Source organism: Thermoflexus sp., from assembly GCF_025055495.1.
Classification (GTDB): Bacteria; Chloroflexota; Anaerolineae; order Thermoflexales; family Thermoflexaceae; genus Thermoflexus.
In genome coordinates, this window is record NZ_JANWXB010000148.1 from 1 (window position 1) to 25,770 (window position 25,770).

Below are 25,770 nucleotides of genomic sequence, written 5' to 3' on the forward strand. Positions count from 1 at the left end.
CCTTGACGGTGCTCCGGCCCCTAAAACCTCTGAGGGAGCTCGGAAGTTCCCCATGGCCTCAATAAATCCCCCTTCCCGAGGCTTCTTGGGCCCTGGAGAGGGGGATATGGTGGAGAAGAGGTCATCGACACTGTATCCCCCGTCCGCCAATGGTGCTGCACTACCGGCCGCCTGACCATCGTGAAGGATGCTCGGTTTGAGCGTTGGACATGGCCTGGAAACGGATCCTTGGCATCGATGCGAGCCGGACTACGATGGCCCATCCCACCGGAGTTGAACGCTATGCCCGGGCGGTCATTCGGGCGCTCATTCCCCTGGCGGAGACAGAAGGGGTGCAGCTCCGGTTATATTTCCGGGACCCCCCTCCCCACGGGCTTTTTCCGGATTCCCCATGGGTTGAGCATCGGGTGCTTTCCTTTCCCCGTTTGTGGACCCATCTTCGCCTCTCGTGGGAGATGGCCCGTCATCCGCCGACGGCGCTTTTCGTTCCTGCCCACGTGATCCCGCCTTACCACCCGCCGAGCGCTGTCACCATCCACGACCTGGGCTACCGGTATTTCCCCCAGACCCATCCGTTGCTTCAGCGGCTCTACCTGGATCTCTCCACCCGCTGGAGCGCCGCCGTCGCCCGTGTGGTGTTCGCCGATTCGCAGGCGACGAGGGCGGATCTCATTCGCTTCTACCGGGTTCGTCCGGAGAAAATCGCAGTGGCCTATCCCGGTTACGATCCCCCTCCGGTCCCCACGGATCCGGAGTCCATCCTTCATCGTTTCCGGATTCAACGGCCTTATATAATCTCTGTGGGAACCATTCATCCCCGGAAGAACTTCAGTCTTATCCTGCAGGTCATCGCCCGTCGGATCGCGAAGGGATGGGAAGGGCAGGTCGTGATTGTCGGCAAGCCTGGGTGGCCCGATCCGGCTTTCGAGCGCCTGAGCCGGGATCCGATTTGGGCGGGCCGCCTGATTCGGACGGGCTATGCGGACGACGAAAGCCGGGGCGCGTTGCTCAGCCAGGCGGAAGCCTTCCTGTTTCCATCGCTGTATGAGGGATTCGGCTTCCCCGTCCTGGAGGCTCAGGCATGTGGGGTGCCGGTCCTTTGTGCCCCGAACGGGAGCCTGCGAGAGGTGGCGGGGGAGGGTGCTCTCCTTCTCCCTCCTGATGATCCGGATCCATGGGTGGAGGCCCTGGATCGGCTCGCCTGCGATCCGGGTTTTCGCGCCGCGCTGATCGCCCGGGGCCATGCGAACCGAAAGCGGTTCTCCTGGGAGGCGTGCGCGCGGACGATCTGGGAATCCCTCCGCGAATTGCTGCGCCTCTGAATCCTTGGGGGCGTCCTTGCCTCGCGACCGATCATAACACGTAGCCCTTCTGTGAGTGCCTGTGAGGGAAAGGGAAGCTTTTCCCGCACAAGGAGAGAGGCTAAACAGCCGATCACACCGCTTATTCATCCAAAGCCCAATCCTTAGCCTGAAGCAGCAACGGGGAGGCAGCAATGTCTGGATGGAGGGAGCGGCTACTGGTTCTCAGCCTTTTCACGGTGGCTATGGCCTATGTGGAGAGCGCGGTGGTGGTGTATCTGCGGCAGGTATACCGGATCACCGACCTGCTACGGGATACCCCGGTTCGACCGGATCCGCTTACCCCGATTGAGCTGGGGCGGGAGGCTTCCACCTTGGTGATGCTGTTTACGGTGGGGTGGCTGGCCGGCCGCACCCATGCGGCGCGCTGGGGCCTCTTCCTCTATGCCTGGGGTCTGTGGGACATCTTGTATTACGTCTGGCTGCGGGTGTTCATCGGATGGCCAGCTTCCCTGGGGGATTGGGATCTCCTTTTCCTGATCCCTGTGCCGTGGTGGGGGCCGGTCTGGGCTCCGATGCTGGCTGCGGCCCTCATGATGGTGGTGGGCGCGCGAATGGCCCGCCGGAGCGAGGAGGGGTGGTCGATTCGGCTGGATGGGTTGTCCCTTGGGCTGGGAGGAGTTGGGGCCCTGATTGCGCTCTATACGGTGATGGCCCCTGCGCTGCATGCACTCCCCGGCGGGCTGGAAGCGATCGGCCGGGCTCGTCCGACAGAATTCCTATGGTGGCTTTACCTGCTGGGCTGGGGGCTGGTCGCCTTCGCAGGCTGGCGGGTCGCTCAGGGCCGGCCTTCGTAGCCTGCTCTATAATAGGAAGGGCTCGGGCCTGGGCATCGAGGGGCTGGGAAGTGTTCAGAATGATTTTTATCGCAAATTAAATTGCGCGCGAAATCCGTGTAACTTCTACCGAGAGATGGAGTGGGAACAACATTGATCCGAAAACCATCTTCCGATCATGGGCCCTCGTTGCCCCCGCATCTTTACGGAGAGGATTATTTTCTCTCCGCATGTGAGGGCTACGAGGAGTTTCTCCATACGCATGGGGAACATCTTTCCCGCAGGCTTCAGGCGGCCTTTTCGGTGGCCGAGGTGCGGCCCGGCATGCGGGTGCTGGATGTGGGTTGCGGACGCGGGGAGATCGTTCGCCATTGCGCCCGGTTGGGAGCTTGTGCCATCGGTGTGGATTACGCGGAAGCGGCCGTGCGGCTTTCAGCGGATCTCCTGCGGCGGGCGGGGGGGCTGCAAGCTCCAGCTGGCCTCGCTCAGGCAGACGCTAAATTCCTCCCCTTCGCCAGCTTGGTGTTCGATCGGGTGTTGATGTTCGATGTGGTGGAGCATCTCTTTCCCTGGGAGCTTCGCCTCGCCCTGCAGGAGGCCTATCGGGTCCTGAAACCGGGAGGGATGCTGGTCATTCACACCGCCCCCAACCGCTGGTATGATGCTTACGCTTACCCGCTGGTCCGGCTGGTCCGCACCCTCCAGGGCCTGGGACATCTGTATCCGCCGAACCCGCGCGCCCTGAATGTCCCAATTAATGAAGCGGTTCACGTGAACGAGCAGGGCCCGCTCGGTTTGTGGTGGGCGTTACGGCGGGCGGGATTCCGCCGGGTAAAAGTCTGGCTGACCACCCCGCCCCAGAACCGACAGGAGGGATGGATCCTTCGTGCCCTGCGCCACATCGCGTTTCGCTGGATCCCCTTCCGCTGGTTTTTTGAGCGGGAAATATTTGCAGTTGCCGTTCGGCCCGAGTAACGCAGAGGTTTTCGGATGATGGGACAGGTGGATTCGCCGCCCGCCCCGCCACCTGAACTTTTTCCGCAACGGTTCAGGCATGGCCGATCGGGTTTCGATCTTAAGAGGGATTTTCAGGCGGCCTCATCCGCGCTCCGGATCTTGACGATGAGGAGGCGTTCGGTGGGATCCCAGGGCTTCTGGTTTCTCACCGCCGGGCCTTACATGCCTAACCCATCTCTGGTGGGTGAGGAACGGGCGGAGGTGGCCATCCTGGGGGCCGGTTTCTCCGGCCTTTCCTCTGCCCTCCATTTGAAAGAGGCGGAACAGGGATTGCGGGTGGTGGTGCTGGAGCAGGGATTTGTGGGCTATGGGGCCAGCGGACGGAATGCGGGTTTCGCCATGACCCTTTTCGGCCTCACCCTCTCCGTGACCGCCATGCGCTTCGGTCGCCAGGCTGCGGCGGAAGCTCATCATTATATGGAGCGGGCAGTAGATTACGTGGGGGAGCTGGTGGCTCGCTACCGCATCGATTGCGACTATGAGCGCCCGGGTTTCCTGCGGGTGGCCACTTCCCCCGCTTACGTCCGGCGGATCCGGAAGGAGATCGAGCTCGCCCATCGCCTCGGGTTGAGGGGGATCGAGTGGCTGGACGCTGCGGCGGTTCGAGAGCAGGTCAACTCCCCGCTTTATCTGGGCGCATGGTGGGAGCCTCGTTGCGCCCTTCTGAACCCCGTGAAATACGCTCGCGGCCTGAAGCGGGCGGCCGAGGACCTGGGGGTATGTATCTATGAAGGAACCCCAGTCCTCTCCATTGAGCGTCGTCCGGACGGCTTCCTCTTACGTGTTCCTCAAGGGGCTGTATGGGCGGAGAAAGTTGTGTTCGCTACGAATGCATACTCTCATCTGTTACCTCTTCTCCGACGCAAGCAGGTTCCCGCCTTCACCTATATCGTGTTAACTGAGCCGCTTTCTGCGGATCAACTCGAACCCATCGGCTGGCGGAACCGGCAGGGGATCGAGGACGCCCGCAACTTGGTGCACTATTATCGTCTGACTCCGGACAATCGATTGTTAATGGGCGGAGGCGACGTCGGCATTCCCTTTGGGAAGCAGATGGATCTGGATGAGAATGAACGGGTTTTCCAGGAGCTGGAAGCTTACATCCCCCGGGTTTTCCCATCCTTGCGAGGGGTGCGAATCGAACATCGATGGGGTGGTCCGGTCTCCGTGACCATGGATATGGCCCCGGCCATCGGCTTCCTGGGGGATCACCGGGCTGTTTACGCCCTGGGATGCATCGGCCACGGGGTTGCCCTGGCTACCATGAACGGCCAGATTGTGCGGGATTTGATCCTGGAGCGCCGGACGGCCCTGACGGATCTTTTCTTCGTGAACCGGGGGGTGATCCCCTGGCCTCCCGAGCCCATCCGGTTTGCCCTCGGTCATCTCATCCGGGGTTATATGCGGCTGGAAGATCGAATTCTGGATCGGAAAGCGCGCTGAGGGAAAAGCTGGTGCAACCCATGGGATCAGGAAGCAGCCCGCCTGCCTCCAAAGGCTCTTTTCTTCCCCCTCCACGGGTAAGAGGGGGAAGAAAACATATCGTTCACAGGGAGAACGCCTCGATCGCCGGTAGAATGAAGGAGATTAGATGGGTGATGCGATATGGGGAAAGAGCCGCGGATTGAGGATCTCGAGCGAGCGCTGGCCCTCAAACGCCGGGAGATCCGATTGAAGCGCTGGATCCGGGAGGGACGTCTGCCCGTCGAGTCGTCCTCTCCTGTTCTGACATCGGAGGCTGTGAAACCCCAGCCGCTCCCTCCGGATCTCGTCTATCATCCCGAGGTGGAATGGGAGGAGCGTCGGCCCTGGATTCGAATCCGTTTCCCCCGCTTTGCGTGGTCTGCTTGGCGGGATCGCTTGCTGTTGGCGGTGGAGATCGCGGCCGTGGTGGGCGCCGTGGTGTTGCTCCTGCTTTCCTGGCAGACCATACGGGGATTACAGCCGGAAGCGGCCGCCGCCCGGGCCACCTCCACGCCGACGCCTTTGATTCAGGCGGTGGTTCTGCCGGGCGGACATCGCCCGCCGACAGCGCCGGGAGGGCCCGCTCCGAATCCCGATGAGATCCCGGAGCACCTGAGGGCGCTGGTGGCGGCGCTTCCCACGCCGGCGCCGATCACCCCCAGCCCTCGCAGCCCAACCCGCATCGTGATCCCGGCGATCGGCGTGGATGCCCCCGTTGTTCCAGGAACCGATTGGGAGGCGTTGAAGAAAGGCGTGGGCCATCATCCAGGGACAGCCAATCCGGGCGAGCGGGGGAATATGGTGCTGGCAGCCCATAATGACATCTATGGGGAGATCTTTCGCGACCTGGAGAAACTCCGGCCGGGCGACGAGATCTGGGTTTACGCCGGAAGCCGGGCCTATCGGTATGTCGTGATCCAGAAGCAGATCGTCCTTCCCACCCAGGTGGAGGTCATGGCGCCAACCCGTGACCCGGTCGTCACCCTCATTACCTGTTATCCTTATCTGGTGAACACCCATCGGCTGGTGGTGGTGGGTGAGCTTCGATAAGAGGAGAACAGGGGGGCTTGGGAATCTTTATCAAATCCAATCGGTGATTTGCGGAATCAGACGAGGTTTCCGGGGATGTCCGGGCTGGATGTGGGGATTGTCATCGTGAACTATAACACGCGGGAATTGCTCCGGCGCTGCCTCCAGACGGTGCGAACCAGTCAGGGGGTGTCTTTTGAAGTCTGCGTCGTCGACAACGCATCGACGGATGGTAGCCCGGACATGGTGGAGCAGGAGTTCCCCGAAGTTCGGGTGATCCGCAGTCCGGTGAACGGTGGCTATGCTTATGCCAATAACCTGGGGCTGCGGTTCTTCGGATTTGGGATTCCGAACACGGAGCCCAGACCGCGCTATGCCCTGTTGCTCAACCCAGACACCGAGGTGTCGTCGGACGCCCTGGCCCGGATGGTGGCCTTCATGGACGCCCATCCCGAGGCTGGGGCGGCCGGTCCCAAGATCGTTCGACCCGATGGTTCCCTGGACCTGGCCTGCCGTCGTAGTTTCCCCACCCCCGAGGTTGCTTTTTATCGGTTCTCCGGTTTGAGCCGGCTGTTCCCAAAGAGCCCGCGGTTCGCCCGATACAACCTGACCTTTCTCGATCCGGATCAGACTTATGAGGTAGACTCTGTGGTAGGTGCTTTCATGATGGTGCGCCGTGAGGCAATTGCCCAAGTCGGGTTGCTGGATGAATCGTTTTTTATGTATGGAGAAGATCTGGATTGGGCGTATCGCATCAAACAAGCGGGATGGAAAATCTATTATTATCCTGAAGTCGTTGTCCTGCACGTCAAGAGGGCATCCAGCCGGATGAGCCCGCGAGCCCGATATGAATTCAATCGGGCGATGTGGATCTTTTATCGAAAGCATTATCGGCAGGCCACGCCGGGCTGGTTGGATTTCCTCGTGCGAGCCGGCCTGGTGTTGAAAGGCGGCTGGCGGTTGTGGGTGGAGATGCGACGGGATTTAAAGAACGCGACTCATTAACTACCCCATTGCTGGTGAGGTTTCGAACGGGGGACGGGCCACCTCAGGCGGCAACTGATCTTCCCCTGCAGCGTCGCGAAGCGGAGGGGGAAAAGGGAGAGGAGAAGGGAGGCTGAAGAATGAGCCGCAAGCGCGCTCGTTGGGTGTTGAATGCCCTCTTGCTCTTCAGCGATCTGGGATGGGCCGCTCTTGCTTTTTACGCGGCTTACCAGGTCCGGGCTCAATTGCCCTGGCCTTATCCGCCCCAGGGCATCGGGCGATTTGAGAGATATCTGCCGATGATGGGCGTTTTGTTGGGGTGGACAGTGGTGATGTTTTTCCTCCACCGTCTATACCATCTGAGGCGGGCGACCTCTCGCCTGGATGAGATCTCCCGGGTTGCAGGCGCCTTCTCTCTTGCGATGATCTTCACCGTTGCCACGGTCTCCCTGGTTTTCAAAGAGACCCTCCTCGCTTTCGACTATCCGCGGGCGATGATTTTCTACGCCTGGATCCTGGGCATCTTGCTGATCAGCACCGGGCGGATGCTCCTGCGCCTTCTGTGGGGAGCCTTGCGTGCCCGGGGTTGGGATCGCAGCCGCATGTTGATTGTGGGGACAGGGGAGGCGGCGGAAGCGGTGATCCGCCGCATCCAGGGCGCCCCGTGGTTTGGCTACGAGGTGATCGGCGTGGTGGCCTTACATAGTAACGGCGTGACCCAAGTCGCAGGGATCCCCGTCATCGGAACCGCTGAGGATCTCCCGGATCTGGTCTACGCGCGGGACGTGGATGAGGTGCTCATCGCTGTCCCAGAAGCCCCGCACAGCGAGGTGTTGCGTCTGATCTCCCTCTGCGAGCGAAGCAATCTTTCCATCAAGATTTATCCGGATATTTTCCAGCTGATCGCCACTCAGCCCTCCCTGGATGATCTGGGCGGGTTGCCCTTGTTGACGGTGCGGGATGTGGCCCAGCGGGGCTGGAAGCTGGTGCTCAAGCGGGCAATGGATATCGTGGGAGCCAGCATCGGGCTGATCCTGCTCTCCCCGCTGATGCTGTTGATCGCCATCCTGATTAAGCTGGATTCGCCTGGACCGGTGTTCTATGTTCAGGAGCGCATGGGGCTGGATGGGCGACCCTTCCTGATGTTGAAGTTCCGATCCATGCGAGCCGATGCGGAGAAGGAAGGGCCAGGATGGACACGGCCGGATGACCCGCGGCGGACCCGGGTAGGGGTGATCCTGCGGCGGCTCAATCTGGATGAGCTGCCGCAGCTGATCAACGTTTTGCTGGGGGATATGAGCCTGGTTGGTCCTCGCCCGGAGCGCCCCGTTTATGTCGAGCAATTCCGGCGGGTGATCCCTCGCTATATGGAGCGCCATCGGGAGAAAGCGGGGATCACCGGCTGGGCCCAGATCAACGGCTTGCGGGGGGATACTTCGATTGCAGAGCGGACCAAGTATGACCTGTGGTATGTGGAGAACTGGTCCCTGTGGTTGGATATCAAGATCCTCCTGCGCACGCTGGTGCAGACGCTAACCTTCCGCAGTCCGAACGCTTATTGAGATAGACAGCTTTCCGGGCTTTTCCTCGATGTCCCAACCTGCAGGGGTTTAGGGCGGGCTACCGAAGGCAGCCTCGCCCGCCCAAAGAGTCCGCGGGAAGGGGGGATAAAGGGGAGAGGGCCCCTGGTGTCATTCCTCCTCGTCTGTCCGCAGCGAAACACTACCGGCCTCAGTTGGAGAGGGAAATGAGGGATCGATCGATGGATAGGGCCATTGCGCGCTTACAAGATCGGTTGCGTCCCGATCAGATGTCGGTTCATCTGGCGGAACGGTTGGTTTATGGGTATGACGCCACGTGGGCGGAGGGGTTACCGGATGTAGTGGTTCATGCGGAATCCACCGCGGATGTGGCCTGGGTGCTTCGCATAGCCAATGAGCTGGAAGTGCCGGTGATCCCGCGGGGGGGAGGAACCGGATTAGCGGGAGGGGCCGTGCCAATTGGGGGAGGGATTTGCTTGAACCTGGCCCGAATGAATCGAATCCTGGAGATCGATCCGGCGGATGGGGTTGCGATCGTTCAGCCCGGGGTGATCACCTATGCGCTTCAGAAAGCTGTGGAGGCTTATGGGCTGTTCTATCCCCCGGATCCCGCATCGTTATATATGTCCACGATAGGGGGCAATGTAGCGACCAATGCAGGAGGGCCGCGCTGCCTGAAATATGGGGTGACGCGCGATTATGTGCTGGGACTGGAAGTTGTCATTCCGGGTGGGGACGTGTTACGGTTGGGTGGTCGGGTGATGAAGGATGTATCGAGCTATGATCTTAAACATCTTTTCATCGGCTCGGAAGGAACGCTGGGGGTGATTACAGAGGTGACGGTTCGCCTGTTGCCGCGGCCGCCGACGCTGGGGGCGCTGGCGGTGGCTTTCGATCGTCTGGAGTCCGCATGTGAAGCGATCGTGGCGATCTTAAGCGCTGGGGTATTGCCATTAATGGCAGAGCTCATGGACCAAGGGGTGATGCGAGCGGTAGAAGCGTTTCATCCTTACGGACTCCCTGTTGAAGCGGAGGCCCTCTTATTGCTGGCAGCGGATGGAGAAGAAGAAGCCGTGCGGATCGATCTTACCCGCATGATCCAACAGGTTCAGGCCTTTGGGGGCCGCGTAGTTCGCATAGCCACAGACACCGAATCCGCCAACGATCTCTGGGAACCCCGTCGCCAAGCTTCCCCTGCCATCGCCCGACTGGCCCCCTATAAACTCAGCGAAGATATCACCGTCCCGCGCTCCCAGATCCCTCAAATGGTCCGACATATTCAACGAATTTCTCAGGAAACCGGCGTACCTGTTGTGCTTTACGGGCATATCGGGGATGGAAATCTGCACCCTACGCTGCTTTGCAGTCGCCAAGATCCAGAAGAAATGAGCCGAGTTGCCCAGGCCGCCCTCCAAATCTTTCACACCGCCCTGGAACTGGGAGGCGTTCTCTCCGGGGAACACGGCATCGGAGTGTTGAAACTGGATCTTATACTTCAGGCTTTTCCACCTACTATAATCGAAAAGCTCCGGGCAATTAAATTTCTCTTTGATCCAAAAAACATCATGAACCCTGGCAAAAAGCTTCCGCCTATCTGAGGAGGAAATATGACAACACTGCAAAGAGGAGATCACGCCCCTGTTCTTATCGGATGCACTCTGGACGGACAACCCTACCTGGAACAACCCGAAGGAACTCTAACCGTCCTGGTCTTCTTCAAAGAATCATGTCCAACTTCCCGCCTGATTCTGCCGCGCTTGGAGAATCTCCACCGCGCCTATCCTCGTTCGGGATGGCGATTGCTTGGGATCGGGCAGGACACCCCTCAGATTCTTCAGCAACTCAGCCGAGAACTCCGTCTATCTTTCCCAATCCTGGCCGATCATAACTTCACCAGCTCCGCCACCTACCGTCTGACTCATGTCCCCACCACCTTCCTGATTGACCCCCAAGGTCGGATCCTCCATATTTTAGTAGGTTTTGCTCGGGATGAATTAGAAACAATCTCCCGACAAATCGCTCAAAAGTTCAACGTCCCATTTCAACCAATCACTCAAGAGGAAGATCCGGTCTTTCGACCTGGCTGAGTTTCAGCCCACCTGGAGCCTCGGTGAGGCTCTCCAAGATCTCTGAGAGCAATAAGGAGAAGGTCGTAAAAATGAAAGCATCCAATCGGGAACAGCGCCTGGCTCTGTTCGTTCACTGCCTTCAGGAACTCCTCCACGCCCCATCGGGAAGCGCCATTGTCTTCGAAATCCCAGGACACCCTCTGGCATATGTCCAATTCGAGCGAACCCCCGAGGGGCTTAAAGGGGAGGTTTGTAGCGGAAACTGGGGCCCTCGCAAAAAAGCCCATCCTCTCTCATCCACTATGCTGAACCGCCTGCGCGCCATGGGATGGCAAATCCCCCCACGCCTCCGGGAAAATAACCCAAGCAAAACCTTCACCGAGGAAGATCCTTCGGCCATCGCCGAGGAGATCGAACAAATCTTCCTGGAAATCTTCCTATGCTCACCCGACTACACCGTTCGAACGGAGGGCGTGCTTCAAAGCCCAGAGAAAAAACATCCTGAAAGCCTCTAACTTTGCCCGGACACCTCGGTTCGATAGGCGCCAGGCTAGAAGCCCAGATAGAAGGCCCCGAAGTGTGGTAGAGTAATGCTTAAGCCAGGAACCAGGAGGAACTCCCATGCGAATTCTGGTGGTGATGGCTCATCCTGACGACCCCGAATTCGCAGCAGGAGGCACCATCGCCCGATGGATCCAGGAAGGCCATGAAGTGATCTACTGCCTCGCCACTCGCGGCGAAAAAGGGAGCAATGATCCGATGATGACTCCTGAACAACTTGCCACCATCCGCGAGAAGGAACAACGCCAAGCCGCCGCCACACTGGGGGTGCGAGAGGTGATTTTCTTAAACTACGCGGATGGGGCCCTCGAGCCCAACCTTGCCCTGCGACGCGACATCGTGCGCCTGATCCGCCGCTATCGACCTGAGATCGTGGTGACCATGGACCCACAAACCCTGATCCGAGGCAATCGCTACATCAACCACAACGACCACCGAGCCATCGGATTAGCCACCCTCGATGCCATCTTCCCGGCTGCAGGGAACCGAATGTATTTCCCCGAACTCCTGCAGGAAGGACTGGAACCTCATCAAGTGCGAGAGATCTATCTCTCCACGACCGAATACGCCAACCACTGGGTGGACATCACCGACGTCTTCGCGCTGAAGATGGCCGCCCTCCGGTGTCACGCCAGCCAGATCCGGGACTACTCCGCTCTGGAACAAAGGCTACGAGAACGACTTCGACACCAAATCGATGGCCGGGAAATCCTCGCCGAAAGCTTCCGGCGCATCATCCTGGAGGGATAGGAGCACCATCCATGTGGACCATCCAGTGCGCCCGATGCCAGCGAGTCGCCACCTATAATCCCGCCCAATGGCGATGCGCCTGCGGCGGCCCATGGGAGCTCCCCCGTCCGCTTCCCTTTCATCATCAAGCCATCCGCCCTCACCGGCCTGGAATCTGGCGCTATGAGGAGCTCTGGCCCTTCCAGCGAGATCCAATCACCCTCGGCGAGGGATGGACACCCCTGATCCCTCTATCCTCTTTCGATCCCCGATTGTGGGTTAAACTGGATTACATAATGCCCACTGGCTCATACAAAGACCGAGGGACAGCAACCGGCTTAAGCGCCCTGCACGAAATGGGAGCCCACCATGTGATGGACGATTCCTCAGGAAATGCTGGGGCCTCCCTGGCCGCCTACGCTGCCCGTGCCGGCCTCCAGGCCACCTTATTCGTGCCTGCGCACGCTTCGCCAAACAAGAAAGCCCAGATGCGTGGGATGGGCGCCCATCTGGTCGAGGTCCCAGGCTCCCGCGCACAGGCTACCGCAACCTTATGGCAGGCCCTGGAAACCGAAGGGATCTACGCCAGCCATGTCTATAATCCATTTGTGTTGCTAGGCCTGGCTGCTGCCGCCTGGGAGATCTGGGAGCAACTGGGACGGGCTCCAGACGCCGTGATCACCCCCCTGGGTCATGGGATGCTTTTTCTGGGCCTCTTCCTGGGTTTTGAAGCACTTCAAGCAGCAGGTTACATCGATCAACCTCCCCGACTCTACGGTGTCCAGGCCGCCGCGTGTGCCCCGCTGGCTCAGGCCTTCGCCACAGGCCTGGAAGCACCCGCGCCTGTCGAAGAGGAAGAAACCATCGCCGAGGGAGTTCGCATCGTAGCACCCCCACGCGGCCGAGAAATCCTGCAAGCGGCCCGGGCCACCGGAGGCGCCATTTTAGCGGTTCAGGAATCCGAAATCCGAATGGCACAGGATCGCCTGGCTCGACAGGGATTATTCGTGGAACCCACAGGCGCTCTGGCCATGACCATCTGGCCCCAGATCCTTCGAGAGACAGATCGCATCATCGTGCTCATGCTCACAGGGAGCGGTTTGAAAAGCCTCGGTTAAAAGAGAAAAGGTCGGATGAAATCCGCTGTTCCCAATGCTCCCTCCTCCTCCCACATACCTCCAATCGACCCACGCTCTTCACGAAGGAAAAGCACAGCATCGCTACACCCCTCCTCTTCTCTCCATCCCCGAGGGAAGAGGCAGGGCCACTTTCAGTGGCCCCATCCCCCAGAGGATCCCATATCATCTGGATACACCACCCCAGATATCAAAACCCCGCCGGGGGGAGAGCAGACAAACCGCTCGCTATCATTATTACGAATAAGAAAGCCCAAGGACTCACAGGACGAGGAATCGCGCGAATGGATTCCCACCCTGCCAGCGCATGGATCACAATGAAAGATCTTCCGGAAAGCGAGCGACCCCGGGAGCGCCTGATCCAACATGGGCCTGCGATTCTCTCAGCCGCAGAGCTCCTCGCGATCCTGCTTCGAACCGGCCGGCGAGGGGAGAACGCGCTCTACCTGGCCCACCGGTTGCTCCAGAATTGTGGAGGACTGGCTGGGCTGGCCCGAACCCCTGCTCACGAACTGGCCCGAATCCCGGGCGTTGGCCTAGCCAAAGCAGCCCAGATCCAGGCCGCCCTGGAACTGGGCCGTCGAGTCGCCGCCGCCACGCCTGAAGAACGCCCTCCGGTGCGCTCCGCCCACGATGCTTATCTCCTGCTGGCCGATATGGCAGATTTAGAGCAGGAGACCCTCCGGGTCCTCCTGCTGGATACCCGGGGGCGCGTCCTCGCTATCCCCACCATCTACGTGGGCAACGTCAACACCACCTTGGTAAGGCCGGCAGAGATCTTCCGCGAGGCCATCCGGCGCAACGCCGTTTCCCTGATCATCGCCCACAACCATCCCTCGGGGGATCCTGCGCCATCTCCAGAGGATATCGCTCTCACGCGAGATCTTGTAGCAGCTGGACGACTGTTAGGGATCGGGGTACTGGATCATCTGATCATCGGGCGGGGTCGATACACCAGCCTGCGGGAACATGGGGTTGCATTCCATACGCCATAGAACTTTATAAAAATTGCGCAACGACTTCCCAATTGGTCAAATCACACATCCATAGCACCTCAAGAGCAGACCGGCCATGGGGTAGGGGCTGCTGGAGCCGGGGAGGCCCTAACAGTCCCTCCCCACGAATCACGAAAGAGGGGCTTTTGGGGTCTGGGAAGGCCAACGAAGGTAACCTTCCCAGACCCAAAAACTCTTCGAGCGAATGGATGCCGTAACAAAAAAACAAAGGGGCGGCACACCTCTGGATGCGCCGCCCCGAACATCAAAGGCCAGGGACTGCAGGAGGCAACCCCCACCGCTCGCGAGTGAACCCCTTAACGGGTTTCGATACGCATCGCGCGCTCCTTCAGGGCCGCCTGGGCCGCCGCCAGTCGGGCCACCGGGACCCGATACGGCGAGGCGCTCACGTAATTGAGGCCGATCTCATGGCAGAACTCAATGGAGGATGGATCCCCACCGTGCTCGCCACAGATCCCCACTTCCAGATCCGGCCGGGTGCGACGGCCCTCCTCCACGGCGATGCGCATCACCCGCCCCACGCCCTTGCGATCCAGCACCTGGAAGGGATTCTCCGGAACGATCTTTTCCTCCAGATAGCGCAGGAGGAACTTGCCCTCCGCATCATCCCGGCTGATTGCCCAGACCGTCTGGGTCAGGTCATTTGTTCCGAAGGAGAAGAACTCCGCCACCTGCGCCAGCTCCCCAGCCAGCAGAGCCGCCCGGGGGACCTCAATCATGGTCCCAAACTTGTATTCGATCTCCATCCCCTCGCGGGCCATCACCTCCCGGGCGATTTCATCCACGATCTCCCGGACGATCTGGAGCTCCTTCACATCCGCACTCAGGGGGATCATGATCTCCGGCTTCGGCGTGATGCCCCGCCTCTTCACGTTGCAGGCCGCCTCGAAGATGGCCCGGACCTGAAGCCGAATGATGTCCGGATAAAGAATCCCCAACCGGATGCCTCGAAGGCCCAGCATGGGGTTCATCTCTCGCAGGGCATTCACCGCCCGCAGAAGCGCCTCCTTCTCCGCCAGCTCCTCCTCCATCTGCTTGAGGGACTTCTCACCCTTGCGCGGACGATAGCCTTTGATCTTACGGCGTTCCTCTAAGCGCGTCCGCAACTCCACGACCTCAGCCAGGAGCTCCTCATAGCGCGGCAAGAACTCATGCATCGGAGGATCAATGAGGCGGATGATCACCGGCAGGCCGTCCATCACTTCAAAAAGACCCTCAAAATCCTTGCGCTGCACCGGCAACAAGCGATCCAGAGCCTTACGATAAGCCTTGACCGCCTTGGAAGTCCGAACCAGACGCTCCGCCTCCCGGAGAGCCTTCTGAGCCTTCGGATCCTCCGGACGGGCCTGAACGGCCTGCTGAGCCGCCCGGAGCTGATCCATCAGACGCTGAGCCTCGGGGGCGTTCAGGATCATCTGACGCACATGAGGCAAGCGATCCGTCTCAAAGAACATATGCTCCGTGCGAGTCAGGCCAATGCCCTCCGCACCGAACTCCCGGGCCTTGCGGGCATCCCGCGGGTAATCCGCGTTGGCCCAGACCTGCAGACGGCGGAACTCATCGGCCCAGGAGAGAAGCTCCGCCAGCTCCCGCTCCTCCGCCAGGTTGGGATCAATCGTAGGGATCTGGCCCGCGAAGACCTCGCCGGTGCTTCCGTCGATGGAGATAAAATCCCCTTCGCGGATCACCCGACCGTTGGCGGAGAACTGCTTGCGCTCCAGATCGATCTGCAGCGCCTCGCAACCCACCACGGCCGGCTTGCCCAGACCGCGGGCCACCACCGCCGCGTGGGAAGTCGCCCCGCCACGCTGGGTGAGAATACCACGGGCGGCGATCATCCCGTGGACATCATCCGGGGTGGTCTCGGGGCGCACCAGGATCACCGGCCGGCCATCGCGGCCCCAGGCCTCCGCCGTGTCCGCATCGAAGACCGCATGGCCGGTGGCCGCACCCGGGGAGGCATTCAAGCCTCGGGCCAGCAACTCCCCTTTCTCTCGAGCTCGCTCCTTGGCCTTCTCATCGAAGCGCGGCAGGAGGAGCTGGTTGATCTGATCGGGCTCCACCCGCATCACCGCCTCTTCCCGGGTGATCAGGCCCTCATGGGCCATGTCCACCGCGATCTTGACGGCCGCCTTGGCCGTGCGCTTGCCTGTGCGGGTCTGAAGCATCCAGAGACGACCGCGCTCGATGGTGAACTCCAGATCTTGGACATCCCGATAATGCCGCTCCAGCAGAGCAGCCACCTCCAAGAACTGGCGATAGGTTTCCGGCATCATCTCCTCGAGGCTGGGGTAGCGCAGACGACGCTCCTCCTCGGAGATGCCATGCTCTCGAGCCCACTCCTGAGAAGCCTTCTTCGTGATCTTCAGAGGCGTGCGGATCCCAGCGACCACATCCTCGCCCTGGGCATTCGGGAGATACTCTCCATAGAGCTCCTTCTCACCGGTCGCCGGGTTGCGGGTGAAGGCCACGCCGGTGGCCGAGTCGAAGCCCATATTCCCGAAAACCATCGTCTGGACGTTGCACGCTGTGCCCAGATCGTGGGGGATCTTATAGAAATTGCGATAGTCCACCGCCCGCTTGCCGAACCAGGAATCAAAGACCGCGCGGATCGCCTGGCGCAGTTGCTCCAGGGGCTCCTGGGGGAATTCCTCCTCCAGCTCCCGGCGGTAAAGCGCCTTGAATTCCTCCACGATGTCTTTCAGCATCTCCGCCGTCAGATCCGTATCCTGCTTGCCCTTCGTCTTCGCCTTGTAGCGGTCCAAAATATGCTCAAACTTCTCGCCGGAGATGCCTTTGACGATACGGCCAAACATCTGAATGAGGCGCCGATAGGCATCATAGGCGAAGCGCTCATCGCCCGTCTGAGCGATCAGGCCATGAACCGTCTCATCGGTCAGCCCGACATTGAGGACCGTATCCATCATGCCGGGCATGGAGAATTTGGCGCCTGAACGCACGGAGACCAGCAGGGGATTGGCGGGATCCCCGAAACGGCGGCCCACCTGCTCCTCCACGCGATGGAGGGCCTCCAGGACCTGCTCCCACATTCCTTCGGGGAACTGCTTGCCTGCGGCGAAGTAGGCATTGCAAGCTTCTGTGGTGATGGTAAAGCCTGGCGGAACCGGAAGGCCCGCGCCCGCCATCTCTGCCAGCCCCGCGCCCTTGCCGCCCAGGAGATCCCGCCGACGCTCCGCCGGGATCTCCCGATAGCCTTCCTCGAAGAGATAGACCCATTTCTTCATCACCGCTTCCTCCGGATAGCAGGGTCGGGGAACAGTTGGCAACAAGTTTCAAAAAAAGATGATACCCTATATGAGGGATTTCAGCAAGTTCCCCTTCCCCTTTTTCGCTGGGACCATATAGTGAAATTTTTCACAAATGGGTTGCAGGGCTTTTACCCTAACCAGCAGAGAGAAATCAATGAAACGCATTGAGCTTCTCGGCCTGTTCCTGGTCGCTTTGCTCTACGTGGCTGCGACGGTCTGGATCCTGACCGGCCATGCACCGATCGATTACCCGGCTTATGCCATGGCCGCATGGGGCTTCCACCGGGGCGAGGCCGTTTATCGCTGGGAGGAAGACGATTACGCCCGGGCTGCAGCGGCGCTGGGGTTCTCTCATTACGCGCCTCCCTATCGCTACCCGCCCCTCACAGCGTTGTGGACGCTCCCTTTGCTGGGACTCCCGGATCGAGGAGTAGGGATATGGATAGCCCTGCAGGCCGCCTGTGCGTTGCTGACCGCGGAGACGCTGGCGCGATCCTTTGGGGATTCCAAGCCGACGACGCGGCTCCTCGTCCGGCTCGGTGTAGGATTCTTCACCCCGTTCCTCACCAGCCTCTATGCCGGCCAGGTCAACCCTATGGTCACACTGCTGATCGCGCTCGCGATCCGGCTGATCGGACAGGGTCAGGAGGGAAGGGGAGGGGTCCTGCTGGGGCTCAGCCTGATGCTGAAGCCGCTGGCCCTCGGGATCGTGGGCCTTCTGCTCTGGGAAGGGCGATGGAAAGCCCTGGCCGGGCTCCTCCTGGGCATCACACTGGCTTTGGGGATGAGCGTCCTGGCTTTCGGCGCGCCGGCGATGGGGTTCCTCCACGCCTCCCTTCCCATCACCGGCAGCGCGTATCCTCCGGCCCAGAACCTTCCTTCTCTGGCCATTCGCTGGGGGACCCATCATCCCTACGGGTTCGCCCTGGCGGATGCGCCCACGATGGCTCGATGGGCCGGACTGGCCCTCTCTGGGTTGCTGATCCTTCTGACGCTGATCGGGTGGGGACGGCCAGGAGCGCCCCGACCGCTTTTCGAGGTCCGCGCTGCATGGGCGCTGACCGCCACCTTCCTGGCTAACCCGGGGACATGGTATCATCACGGCACTGTGCTCAGCGTGGGTCTCGCTGTGCTCCTGCATCGTGCCAGTAGGCACTCCAGAATATGGTGGGCTGCTCTGGCCACCAGCGCCGGTGCCATCGCCCTGTGGGGATGGGCCTGGCATGCCTTTGTCGGCTGGACCCCGCTGCTGGATCTGGCCACCCTGGGAGCGCTGGGATTATGGATCCTGCTGGCTCGGGAAAGGGGAAATGAGCGAGCGACGTGATCAGGTGGCGTTGCTAACGCTCTGGATAGGAGTGTTGCTCCTCCTCTTCCGACCCCATCTGCACGGGATGGACACCGTCGCCTATTTCTCATGGCTTCGATCGGCGATTATCCAGGGAAGCCTCGATGTCAGCGATGAGTTCGAGCGATTTGGATATCTTTCCGAGCGGGAACGATCTCCCACCGGCTACCGTATTAATGAGTGGCCGATTGGGCCCGCGCTGCTATGGTCCCCCTTCTTCCTCGCCGCCCATTCGCTTGTCCACGTCGCCCATGCCGTGGGGATCCCCATCCCAGCGGACGGCTACAGCTTGCCGTATCGGGTGTTCCCCGCCTTGGGATCAGCCCTCTATGTCCTGATCGGCCTGGAGCTCCTCCGCCGCATGGCCAGCCGGGTCGCCTCATCCGCTGTCGCTTTCTGGGCAACGATCACCGCCTGGCTGGCCTCGCCGCTGATCTTTTATATGTCGGCTCATCCCTTTATGGCCCACGCGGTGGATTTCTTTATGAACGCCCTGTTCTGGTGGAGATGGATGAAAGCTGATCCTCCCGGGATCCGATCCCGGTTCTGGCTGGGGTGGATGGGTGGGCTGGCCACCAGCGTCCGCTATCAGAACATCACCCTGCTGATCTGGCCTGCTCTGGAAGATTTGAGCGCACTTCTTCGTCAGCCTCGCCAAGCGGTGCTTCGAGGGATGATGCTGGGGGTGGGAGCGTGGATTGGCTTCCTGCCCCAGATGATCGTTTGGCGGGTAGTGTTCGGAGATTGGGTGGTGGTTAATCCCTACGGAATCGCGGGCGCAGGATCTTTCGATTGGCGATCGCCCAACTTCCTTAACGTTCTGTTCTCCACCGATCGAGGGCTCTTCCTCTGGACCCCCATGGCGGCCATGGCGGTCGTGGGACTTTTGGGACCCCTTCGGCATCAGAACCGGAAATGGGCCTGGTTCTTCCTGGCCCAAGGGCTTGTCCAGGTGTATATGGTGGGTTCGTGGAGCTCATGGTCCGGTGCGGCCGCCTTTGGCCCTCGACTGCTGATCGGTCTGATTCCGGCCTTCGGTCTGGGGCTGGCAGCGCTTTATGAGGCGGGGCGGAAATCCTGGGGTATGAAACCGATGATCGCCCTGAGCCTCACAGCGATCCTGTGGAATCTGATCCTGCTGGCCCGCTACGGAGTGCAGGATGTCCCACGGATGGGCCCCGTGCCTCTACGCGATCTGTGGCTCGGCCAGTTCACCTTTCCCGTACGAGCCTTCGAGCGAATGGAAGTCTTCCTCCGGGCGCTGATCCGACAGGGACCGTAGCAGGAAAGCCAGAGGATGGGGATCGGACGGGTCGCCGAAGGCAGCCCGTCCGATCCCCAAGCATCCAACTCCAGGAGGCAAAAGATGCGCACCGCCGAGTGGGTATGGGAGATCCGGACAGAGTTCCCGGCTTTGAGTCGGGAGATCGAGGGCAAAGTGCCCGTGTTTCTGGACGGACCTGGGGGATCTCAGGTGCCCCGCCGGGTGCTGGAAGCGATGGCCGCCGCCATGATCGAGGCCAGCGCCAATACCCATGGTGCCTTCCCAACCAGTCGGAGGTTGGATGCCCTCATCGCGGAGGCCCGACAGGCCGCCGCCGACCTGGTCGGTGCCTCGCCGGAAGAGATCGTCTTCGGGCCGAACATGACCACCCTGACTTTTCATATCAGCCGGGCCATCGGCCGGATCCTGCGCCCGGGAGATGAGATCGTGGTCACCCGGCTGGACCATGATGCCAATGTTGCGCCGTGGCTGGCTCTGGAGGAGCGCGGCGCCGTCATCCGCTGGGTGGATTTTCATCCCGAGGACGGCACACTGGATCTGGAAGGGCTGGCTCGCGCGCTCTCTGAGCGCACCCGCCTTGTGGCGGTGGGATATGCCTCCAACGCCCTGGGCACGGTCAACCCGGTGCGCCGGATCGTAGAAATGGCCCATGCCGTCGGCGCGTGGGTTTATGTGGATGCCGTACACGCCGCCCCCCATCTCTTCATCGATGTGCAGGAGCTGGAGTGCGACTTCCTGGTGTGTTCTGCTTATAAGTTCTTCGGGCCCCACGTGGGCTTTCTCTACGGCCGGGCGGATCGGTTGACGGCCCTCCGACCGTATAAGGTGCGCCCGGCACCGGATCAGCCACCAGAGGCTTTCGAGACCGGGACTCAGAACCATGAGGGGCTGGCCGGGCTGATCGCTGCCGTGGACTATCTGGCAGACCTCGGCCGGCGCTTTGGGAACCCTATAAATCCCTCCCAGCGTGCAGCGATCCGGGCCGCCATGGAGCGCATTCGGGAGCATGAGCGGGCGCTTTGCGCCCGGTTGCTGGAAGGACTGGAGGAGATCCCCAGCGTCACCGTCTATGGGATTCGGACAATGGAGCGCTGGTCTGAGCGGGTGCCCACCCTTTCCTTCCGGGCGAAAAAGTGGGATCCACGGGAGATCGCTACAGCGCTGGGACAGGAGGGGATTTACGTGTGGGATGGGAATTTCTACGCGCTGGGGGTGACCGAGCGCTTGGGCCTGGAAGGGCAGGGGGGATTGGTGCGAGTGGGGGCACTGCATTACAATACGCTGGAGGAAGTGAATCGGTTTCTGGAGACCCTACATCGCCTCCTTTCCCGGAAATAAGCCGTTCGCTTCACCTTCCTACGGCCGAAGGGCCGTAGGAAGGTGAAGGCTCGCATCGCCCAAAAACGCCGCCCGTCGATCCCTCAAGAAGGGATCCTTATCCCAGAAGCTCATCGACCAGAAGGGTGAAATCCGGGAAGGCGAGGGGGGAGAGGGTTTCCCCTCGCCGGGCGATGCGGAGGGCCCGATAGCCCTCCGGGGCAGGATCCCGCCCCACCACCACCCCCCCTCGCTCCAGGTCCACCACCCAGGCCTCCGGGATGCCGGACCGGGCGTAGAGGGGCAGCTTGCGTTCCCGATCATATTCCCCCGAGCTCTCCGCCACCTCGATCACCAGCAGCACATCCCCCGGGCCGGGATGGGCCGAAGCGTAGAAATCCCCCCGCGGCCGCAACAACGCCAAATCCGGCTGCGGCTCAGAGCCCGGATCCAGGCGGATGGGGTTCTGGACGCTCAGGATAGCGGATCCCTGAACCTGGAGGCTCAAGAAGCGATGGAGCAGACGATTCACGGCCCCCGCATGGGTGCTACCGATCGGCGGCATCTGTATGATCTCCCCTTCGATGAGCTCGACGGGATCGTCCTCGGAGAGGATCCCGGCCTCCCGCATCCGATGGTATTCTTCCACCGTGAACCTCCGGGTCATCACCCCCACGGTCATATCCGCCCCCCTTTATCGCATATCCCTTCCGCATCCGCTTCCGAAACCCAAACGAGCATCCCTCCGGGTTTAGACTTTCGTTTATATTATGGCTTACGTTTTTGGCTCCCTGCCATAGTCACGGGGTTTGGAGATGGGAAGGCCGCCGCATCACCACACCCGGCAGATCAACCCCTTCAGGTATTCCGATTCCGGAAAGGTCACACGGATGGGATGATCCGGGGATTGGGAAAGCTTCTCCAGGATCTGAACTTCCCGACCTGCATCCTCGGCGGCGGCGAACACGATTTTCTGGAACAGTTCGGGCGACACGAGGCTGGAGCAGGAGAAGGTGATGAGCGCTCCGCCTGGGCGGATCAGGCGCAGGGCCTGCAGGTTAATGTCCTTGTATCCTCGTGCTGCCCGGTTCAGATGCGCCTGAGAGGAGGCGAACTTGGGGGGATCCAGGATGACTGCATCAAAGCGCCGGCCCTCCCGGTGAAACCGGCGTAGCACTTCGAACGCATCGCCCTCTATATTCTCGAAGCGATCCTCCCCGAAGCCGTTTAAGCGCAGGTTCTCTGCAGCCAGCGCCAGGGCCTCCGCCGAGGTATCCACGTTCACCACATAGCGGGCCCCGGCGGCTAGGGCATAGACCGCGAAGGCTCCGGTATACGAGAAAGCGTTCAGAACCTCGCCGGCCCCTATCAGGTAACGGGCCGCCCGAAGCCGGTTCTCCCGTTGATCCAGATAGAATCCCGTCTTATGCCCCCGCAGCAGGTCCACATAAAATCGGTGCCCGTTCTCCAGGATGATCAGGCGAGGGGGTGGCGCCTCCCCAGCCAGGATCCCCCATTGAGGCGACAGGCCCTCTTTCTCCCGCACATCCACATCGCTGCGCTCATAGATCCCGCGGGGCTGAAGAAGCTCCTGAAGGAGGGAAACCAAAAGGGGCTTCCAGCGCTCGATCCCCAGCGTCAGCGACTGAAGGACCAGGAAATCGTTATAGCGATCGACGATGAGGCCGGGCAGGCCATCGCTCTCCGCGAAGACCAGGCGGTAGGCCGTGGTCTGCTCCTCCAAGCGCAACGCGTGACGGGCATGGCGTGCCCGTTCCAATCGGTGCCGCCAGAAGGCTTCATCCACTGCCTCCACCGGATCCCATGTGAGCAGGCGAACCAGGATCTGGGAGCGGCGATTGAGATACCCGCGGGCCAGCCACTCCCCCTCGAAGGTGAAGACCTCAACCAACCCGCCGTCCTCCACCGATCCCTCCATGCGTCCCATGGCACCGGAGAACACCCATGGGTGATGCCGGCGGACGGGACGATCATGTCCCGGCTTTAAATAAAGACGGGGCTCATCGGTGCGGCTTTTCATCGTTCCCATGGGCTGGGAGAAAGGCCCTCGATAGGCGAAATCTGTGATTTACTAACCCTTAGGAGTTACGCTGTTCGCGTCCTCGGGGGCGGGGCCGGTCACCGAGGGTTCCCGGCTCCGCCCCCAAAGAAGTCTTTGATCTCCCCTCCCCATTGGCCCTTTGAGCGGTGGAGAGGGGGGATCAGGGGGCAAGAGGGCACAAAAGCTGGCTCCTGCCCATCTCAGAATATCAACCTCCTCATTCCACAGCCCGCAAAGGGCTCTGGGATGGGGAGAAGGACCTATCTCAGTGAGCGAGAGGGAGTTCGATGGCGACCCTGCGCTTTCTAAGAGTTCTGGGGTTTTCTTTACGATTGTTATTTCACATTCTAACCTGGGAACTGCTCCTCCGCCGCTTCCATCCCACCCGGGTCCGGCGCACGGCTCCCCAACGCTATCGAGCCTGGGCGGCGGCATTCCGAGAACTGGCCACTGCCCAGGGAGGCGCTCTCATCAAGCTGGGCCAGTTTCTGAGCGCCCGAGTGGATCTCCTCCCGGACTTCGTCACGGAGGAGCTGGCTCGGCTTCAGGACGAAGTGCCGGCTGAGCCTTTCGAAAGGATTCGGCCCTTGATCGAGGCCGAACTGGGACAACCCTTGGAGAGCGCCTTTTGCGCTTTCGATCCAGTGGCCACCGCAGGCGCTTCGCTGGGGCAGGTGCATCGAGCCTGGCTGTCGGATGGGCTCCCGGTGATGGTCAAGGTGCAACGGCCGGGGATCGAACGGCTGCTCGCCGCAGACCTGGCGGCTCTGACCGTCGTGGCACGGATCCTTTCCCTCTATCCGCCGTTGCGCCGTCGAGTCCATCTGGATCGCCTGCTTCAGGAGTTCGCGCGGACCCTGGCGATGGAGCTGGACTATATCGCGGAGGCTCGCCATGCGGAGCAATTCGCCCGGAACTTCGCAGATGATCCAGGCATCCGAATCCCCCGTCCGTTCTGGTCCCATACCCGACGGCGCGTGCTGGTTCTGGAGGACGTCACGGCCATCAAAATCACGGACATCGCTGCCATCGAGCGGGCGGGCATCTCCCGCACGGCCGTCGCTCGACGATTGTATCAGGCCTATCTGCGCCAGATCTTTTACGATGGTTTCTTCCACGCCGATCCTCATCCCGGCAATCTCTTCGTGGAGCCGCTGGATCGCACAGCCCCGTCTGAAAACGGGCGTGCCTTTCGCTTGACGTTCGTGGATTTCGGCATGGTCGGGCGAATCTCCCCAGAGGCCCGCCGGTGGTTGCGGGAGGCCGCCATCGGTCTGGGGACCCAAGACGCCCGTCGGATCGTGGAGGCCATGCACGCGCTGGGGTTTCTGTTGCCAGATGTCGATCTCAATATGCTCACCCAGGCGGTGGAGCGCCTTCTGAGCCGCGTCTGGGGCCTTTCCATGGCCCAGCTACGGGAATGGTCCTTGGCCGAGGCGGAGGCCCTTTTCTTAGAGTTCCGCGAGCTTCTCCTCCGCTTTCCCTTTCAGATCCCTCAGGAATTCCTGCTCCTGGGGCGAACCCTGGGGATCCTCGCTGGGCTGGTCACCCGCCTGGATCCAGGGTTCAACGTCTTCAGGGAAGCCGAGCCCTTCGCCCGGCGGTTGCTGGAGGAGGAACAGCTCACCCTTTCGGAGTTGGTTCTGGAAGCCCTGCGCCAGATGATGCGGATCCCATGGGATCTGGGACGTTTTCTCGAGGGATCCCTGACCGGAGAGATCCGATGGCAGGTCGCCTTCCCGGAGGCCCGGGAGACACTGATGCTCATCTCCATGGGATTCCAGCGGCTGATCTGGCAGATCACCGGGCTGGCCTGGTGGATCCTGGCGCTCCTTTTGTGGGCAAACGGTCAGGAACGCTTCGCGTGGATCCTGGGAGGGATCGGCGCGTTGTGGTTGCTCTGGGGATTGCGTCCGTGGCCACGCCGACTTTATTGAGCCCCGTATTGGGGAAGGAATCCCGGAAAACGGTTCCTGCGCGGAGCCGGATGGCCGCCTTCGCCTCCGGTTCCGCATACGGGTTGGGGGCGGGGCGCTGAAGGCGCCCCGCTCGCCCCCTTTCCCATCGGCGCTAACTTCAGGATGAGGCATCCTGAATGATAAGGACAGGATGGGATGCCCTGGCTGAAGGAGCCAGCGTGAAAGCCAGGGCTCAGCGAGCGTTTATGCTCCCTTTCCTCCGCAGCCTGAGGTCGCTTCCCTCACGAGCGCCCTGCGCCCGCGGAGGGAGTTTCCTCCTCCAGCCAGCCGTCCAGAACCGTCCGCACCGATAACAGAGCTTCGCGCCGGGCGGCCTTCAAATGTTGCCAGAAGCGATCCGGAAGCACGGCTTTCAATGCCTCGCGGAACTCCCGGCTTGCCGCCCGGGCATGAGCCCGCGCCTCCTCTTGCCATCGCTTTCGCGCTTCCGCCATCGCCTGCCTCCCCCGTTCGATCAAAGGCTGCTTTCGAAAGCCGATTACCGATGGTCAGACCTCTATCTTTATTTTGTCCTGGAAGTTTAAAATCCGGCAAGAGGTGAGCTTTCGCTTGCTATATCTTGCTCGGCTTCGCGGTGCAGGGAAGGGGCAGAGCGAGGCCCGGCGCCTGACGCAGCGCAACCCCTGGATGTTTAAATCATTGCTCTTCTCGATCCTCCGCCGGGCTCTCCGGGCGCTCAAAAGCCTGGCGGTGCACTGCCTGGAGCCGTTTAGGGGAGACGCGGGCGTATCGGCGGGTCGTGGTGGGGGAGGCATGGCCCAGCAAATCCTGCACCGCCGCCAGATCCCCGGTCGCCTCCAGGACCCGCGTGGCGAAGTAGTGGCGGA

General features: G+C 61.2%; 21 protein-coding genes. 16 read left to right on the top strand and 5 right to left on the bottom strand.

Translation table 11 applies throughout. The features are described 5' to 3' along the window. Positions 1–209: 209 nt before the first annotated feature. The 12 genes from NZM16_RS05085 (at position 210) to radC (ending at position 13,662) form a co-directional block, all read left to right on the top strand. Entirely contained in the window at positions 210–1,322 is a 1,113-nt protein-coding gene (locus NZM16_RS05085; protein ID WP_295479069.1) for a glycosyltransferase family 1 protein, read from the top strand. 173 nt (positions 1,323–1,495) lie between these two features. Next, positions 1,496–2,158 carry a hypothetical protein gene (locus NZM16_RS05090; RefSeq protein ID WP_295448807.1) on the top strand — a complete coding sequence of 221 codons (663 nt, stop codon included), beginning with the start codon at positions 1,496–1,498 and terminating at the stop codon, positions 2,156–2,158. Between the two features lie 168 nt (positions 2,159–2,326). Then, positions 2,327–3,112 (top strand): class I SAM-dependent methyltransferase, encoded by a 786-nt coding sequence (locus tag NZM16_RS05095; protein ID WP_295479072.1) that lies wholly within the window; start codon positions 2,327–2,329, stop codon positions 3,110–3,112. Between the two features lie 162 nt (positions 3,113–3,274). Continuing rightward, positions 3,275–4,597 carry an FAD-binding oxidoreductase gene (locus NZM16_RS05100; RefSeq protein WP_295448801.1) on the top strand — a complete coding sequence of 441 codons (1,323 nt, stop codon included), beginning with the start codon at positions 3,275–3,277 and terminating at the stop codon, positions 4,595–4,597. 162 nt (positions 4,598–4,759) lie between these two features. Continuing rightward, positions 4,760–5,668 (top strand): sortase, encoded by a 909-nt coding sequence (locus tag NZM16_RS05105; RefSeq protein WP_295448799.1) that lies wholly within the window; start codon positions 4,760–4,762, stop codon positions 5,666–5,668. Between the two features lie 75 nt (positions 5,669–5,743). Beyond that, a complete protein-coding gene (locus NZM16_RS05110) occupies positions 5,744–6,652 on the top strand; it encodes a glycosyltransferase family 2 protein (protein WP_295448797.1) in 909 nt (302 codons plus the stop codon). Between the two features lie 119 nt (positions 6,653–6,771). Beyond that, complete coding sequence (locus tag NZM16_RS05115) at positions 6,772–8,193, top strand: undecaprenyl-phosphate glucose phosphotransferase (protein ID WP_295448794.1); 1,422 nt, start codon at positions 6,772–6,774, stop codon at positions 8,191–8,193. A 200-nt stretch (positions 8,194–8,393) separates the two neighbouring features. Then, a complete protein-coding gene (locus NZM16_RS05120) occupies positions 8,394–9,770 on the top strand; it encodes an FAD-linked oxidase C-terminal domain-containing protein (RefSeq protein WP_295479075.1) in 1,377 nt (458 codons plus the stop codon). 9 nt (positions 9,771–9,779) lie between these two features. Then, complete coding sequence (locus NZM16_RS05125) at positions 9,780–10,259, top strand: peroxiredoxin (protein WP_295479078.1); 480 nt, start codon at positions 9,780–9,782, stop codon at positions 10,257–10,259. Positions 10,260–10,862: 603 nt separating this feature from the next. Then, positions 10,863–11,552: a PIG-L deacetylase family protein gene (locus NZM16_RS05130; protein WP_295448782.1), complete on the top strand. Its 690-nt coding sequence runs from the start codon at positions 10,863–10,865 to the stop codon at positions 11,550–11,552. An 11-nt stretch (positions 11,553–11,563) separates the two neighbouring features. Next, positions 11,564–12,649 carry a pyridoxal-phosphate dependent enzyme gene (locus tag NZM16_RS05135; protein ID WP_295448779.1) on the top strand — a complete coding sequence of 362 codons (1,086 nt, stop codon included), beginning with the start codon at positions 11,564–11,566 and terminating at the stop codon, positions 12,647–12,649. Between the two features lie 302 nt (positions 12,650–12,951). Next, positions 12,952–13,662 (top strand): DNA repair protein RadC, encoded by a 711-nt coding sequence (radC, locus tag NZM16_RS05140; protein WP_295479081.1) that lies wholly within the window; start codon positions 12,952–12,954, stop codon positions 13,660–13,662. Between the two features lie 317 nt (positions 13,663–13,979). Here the strand turns inward: radC and ppdK are convergent, their stop codons facing one another. Then, complete coding sequence (ppdK, locus tag NZM16_RS05145; RefSeq protein ID WP_295479084.1) at positions 13,980–16,928, bottom strand: pyruvate, phosphate dikinase; 2,949 nt, start codon at positions 16,926–16,928, stop codon at positions 13,980–13,982. Between the two features lie 178 nt (positions 16,929–17,106). On the opposite strand from ppdK, the gene NZM16_RS05150 reads away from it, so the two are divergent. The 3 genes from NZM16_RS05150 (at position 17,107) to NZM16_RS05160 (ending at position 20,923) form a co-directional block, all read left to right on the top strand. Further along, positions 17,107–18,279 carry a glycosyltransferase family 87 protein gene (locus tag NZM16_RS05150; protein ID WP_295479093.1) on the top strand — a complete coding sequence of 391 codons (1,173 nt, stop codon included), beginning with the start codon at positions 17,107–17,109 and terminating at the stop codon, positions 18,277–18,279. Continuing rightward, positions 18,263–19,582 carry a hypothetical protein gene (locus tag NZM16_RS05155; protein WP_295479096.1) on the top strand — a complete coding sequence of 440 codons (1,320 nt, stop codon included), beginning with the start codon at positions 18,263–18,265 and terminating at the stop codon, positions 19,580–19,582. Before NZM16_RS05150 ends, NZM16_RS05155 begins: the two co-directional genes overlap by 17 nt. Positions 19,583–19,666: 84 nt before the next feature. Continuing rightward, the gene (locus tag NZM16_RS05160) at positions 19,667–20,923 is read left to right on the top strand and encodes a cysteine desulfurase-like protein (protein ID WP_295479099.1); all 1,257 of its coding nucleotides are present in this window, start codon (positions 19,667–19,669) and stop codon (positions 20,921–20,923) included. A gap of 97 nt (positions 20,924–21,020) precedes the next feature. Here NZM16_RS05160 and NZM16_RS05165 read toward each other — a convergent pair whose 3' ends face one another. Together NZM16_RS05165 and NZM16_RS05170 are read right to left on the bottom strand one after the other, a co-directional pair. Then, positions 21,021–21,584 (bottom strand): Uma2 family endonuclease, encoded by a 564-nt coding sequence (locus tag NZM16_RS05165; RefSeq protein WP_295479102.1) that lies wholly within the window; start codon positions 21,582–21,584, stop codon positions 21,021–21,023. A 150-nt stretch (positions 21,585–21,734) separates the two neighbouring features. Next, on the bottom strand, positions 21,735–22,943 hold the full coding sequence (locus NZM16_RS05170; protein ID WP_295453570.1) for a class I SAM-dependent rRNA methyltransferase: 1,209 nt from the start codon (positions 22,941–22,943) through the stop codon (positions 21,735–21,737). 308 nt (positions 22,944–23,251) lie between these two features. On the opposite strand from NZM16_RS05170, the gene NZM16_RS05175 reads away from it, so the two are divergent. Next, positions 23,252–24,901, top strand: coding sequence for an AarF/UbiB family protein (locus NZM16_RS05175; protein ID WP_295479105.1), 1,650 nt, complete (start codon positions 23,252–23,254; stop codon positions 24,899–24,901). Between the two features lie 263 nt (positions 24,902–25,164). On the opposite strand, the gene NZM16_RS05180 is transcribed toward NZM16_RS05175, so the two are convergent. Together NZM16_RS05180 and NZM16_RS05185 are read right to left on the bottom strand one after the other, a co-directional pair. After that, entirely contained in the window at positions 25,165–25,377 is a 213-nt protein-coding gene (locus NZM16_RS05180; RefSeq protein ID WP_295453565.1) for a hypothetical protein, read from the bottom strand. 202 nt (positions 25,378–25,579) lie between these two features. After that, positions 25,580–25,770 (bottom strand): tyrosine-type recombinase/integrase (locus tag NZM16_RS05185; protein WP_295479108.1); only part of this gene is annotated, 191 nt, incomplete at its 5' end.

Bases quoted from the DNA above. Each gene is read 5' to 3' on its own strand.
- ppdK (WP_295479084.1), bottom strand. From the start codon at position 16,928: ATGAAGAAATGGGTCTATCTCTTCGAGGAAGGCTATCGGGAGATCCCG.
- NZM16_RS05155 (WP_295479096.1), top strand. From the start codon at position 18,263: ATGAGCGAGCGACGTGATCAGGTGGCGTTGCTAACGCTCTGGATAGGA.
- NZM16_RS05090 (WP_295448807.1), top strand. From the start codon at position 1,496: ATGTCTGGATGGAGGGAGCGGCTACTGGTTCTCAGCCTTTTCACGGTG.
- NZM16_RS05175 (WP_295479105.1), top strand. From the start codon at position 23,252: ATGGCGACCCTGCGCTTTCTAAGAGTTCTGGGGTTTTCTTTACGATTG.
- radC (WP_295479081.1), top strand. From the start codon at position 12,952: ATGGATTCCCACCCTGCCAGCGCATGGATCACAATGAAAGATCTTCCG.
- NZM16_RS05085 (WP_295479069.1), top strand. From the start codon at position 210: ATGGCCTGGAAACGGATCCTTGGCATCGATGCGAGCCGGACTACGATG.
- NZM16_RS05160 (WP_295479099.1), top strand. From the start codon at position 19,667: ATGCGCACCGCCGAGTGGGTATGGGAGATCCGGACAGAGTTCCCGGCT.
- NZM16_RS05125 (WP_295479078.1), top strand. From the start codon at position 9,780: ATGACAACACTGCAAAGAGGAGATCACGCCCCTGTTCTTATCGGATGC.
- NZM16_RS05135 (WP_295448779.1), top strand. From the start codon at position 11,564: ATGTGGACCATCCAGTGCGCCCGATGCCAGCGAGTCGCCACCTATAAT.
- NZM16_RS05110 (WP_295448797.1), top strand. From the start codon at position 5,744: ATGTCCGGGCTGGATGTGGGGATTGTCATCGTGAACTATAACACGCGG.
- NZM16_RS05150 (WP_295479093.1), top strand. From the start codon at position 17,107: ATGAAACGCATTGAGCTTCTCGGCCTGTTCCTGGTCGCTTTGCTCTAC.
- NZM16_RS05120 (WP_295479075.1), top strand. From the start codon at position 8,394: ATGGATAGGGCCATTGCGCGCTTACAAGATCGGTTGCGTCCCGATCAG.
- NZM16_RS05130 (WP_295448782.1), top strand. From the start codon at position 10,863: ATGCGAATTCTGGTGGTGATGGCTCATCCTGACGACCCCGAATTCGCA.
- NZM16_RS05105 (WP_295448799.1), top strand. From the start codon at position 4,760: ATGGGGAAAGAGCCGCGGATTGAGGATCTCGAGCGAGCGCTGGCCCTC.
- NZM16_RS05165 (WP_295479102.1), bottom strand. From the start codon at position 21,584: ATGACCGTGGGGGTGATGACCCGGAGGTTCACGGTGGAAGAATACCAT.
- NZM16_RS05180 (WP_295453565.1), bottom strand. From the start codon at position 25,377: ATGGCGGAAGCGCGAAAGCGATGGCAAGAGGAGGCGCGGGCTCATGCC.
- NZM16_RS05115 (WP_295448794.1), top strand. From the start codon at position 6,772: ATGAGCCGCAAGCGCGCTCGTTGGGTGTTGAATGCCCTCTTGCTCTTC.
- NZM16_RS05170 (WP_295453570.1), bottom strand. From the start codon at position 22,943: ATGAAAAGCCGCACCGATGAGCCCCGTCTTTATTTAAAGCCGGGACAT.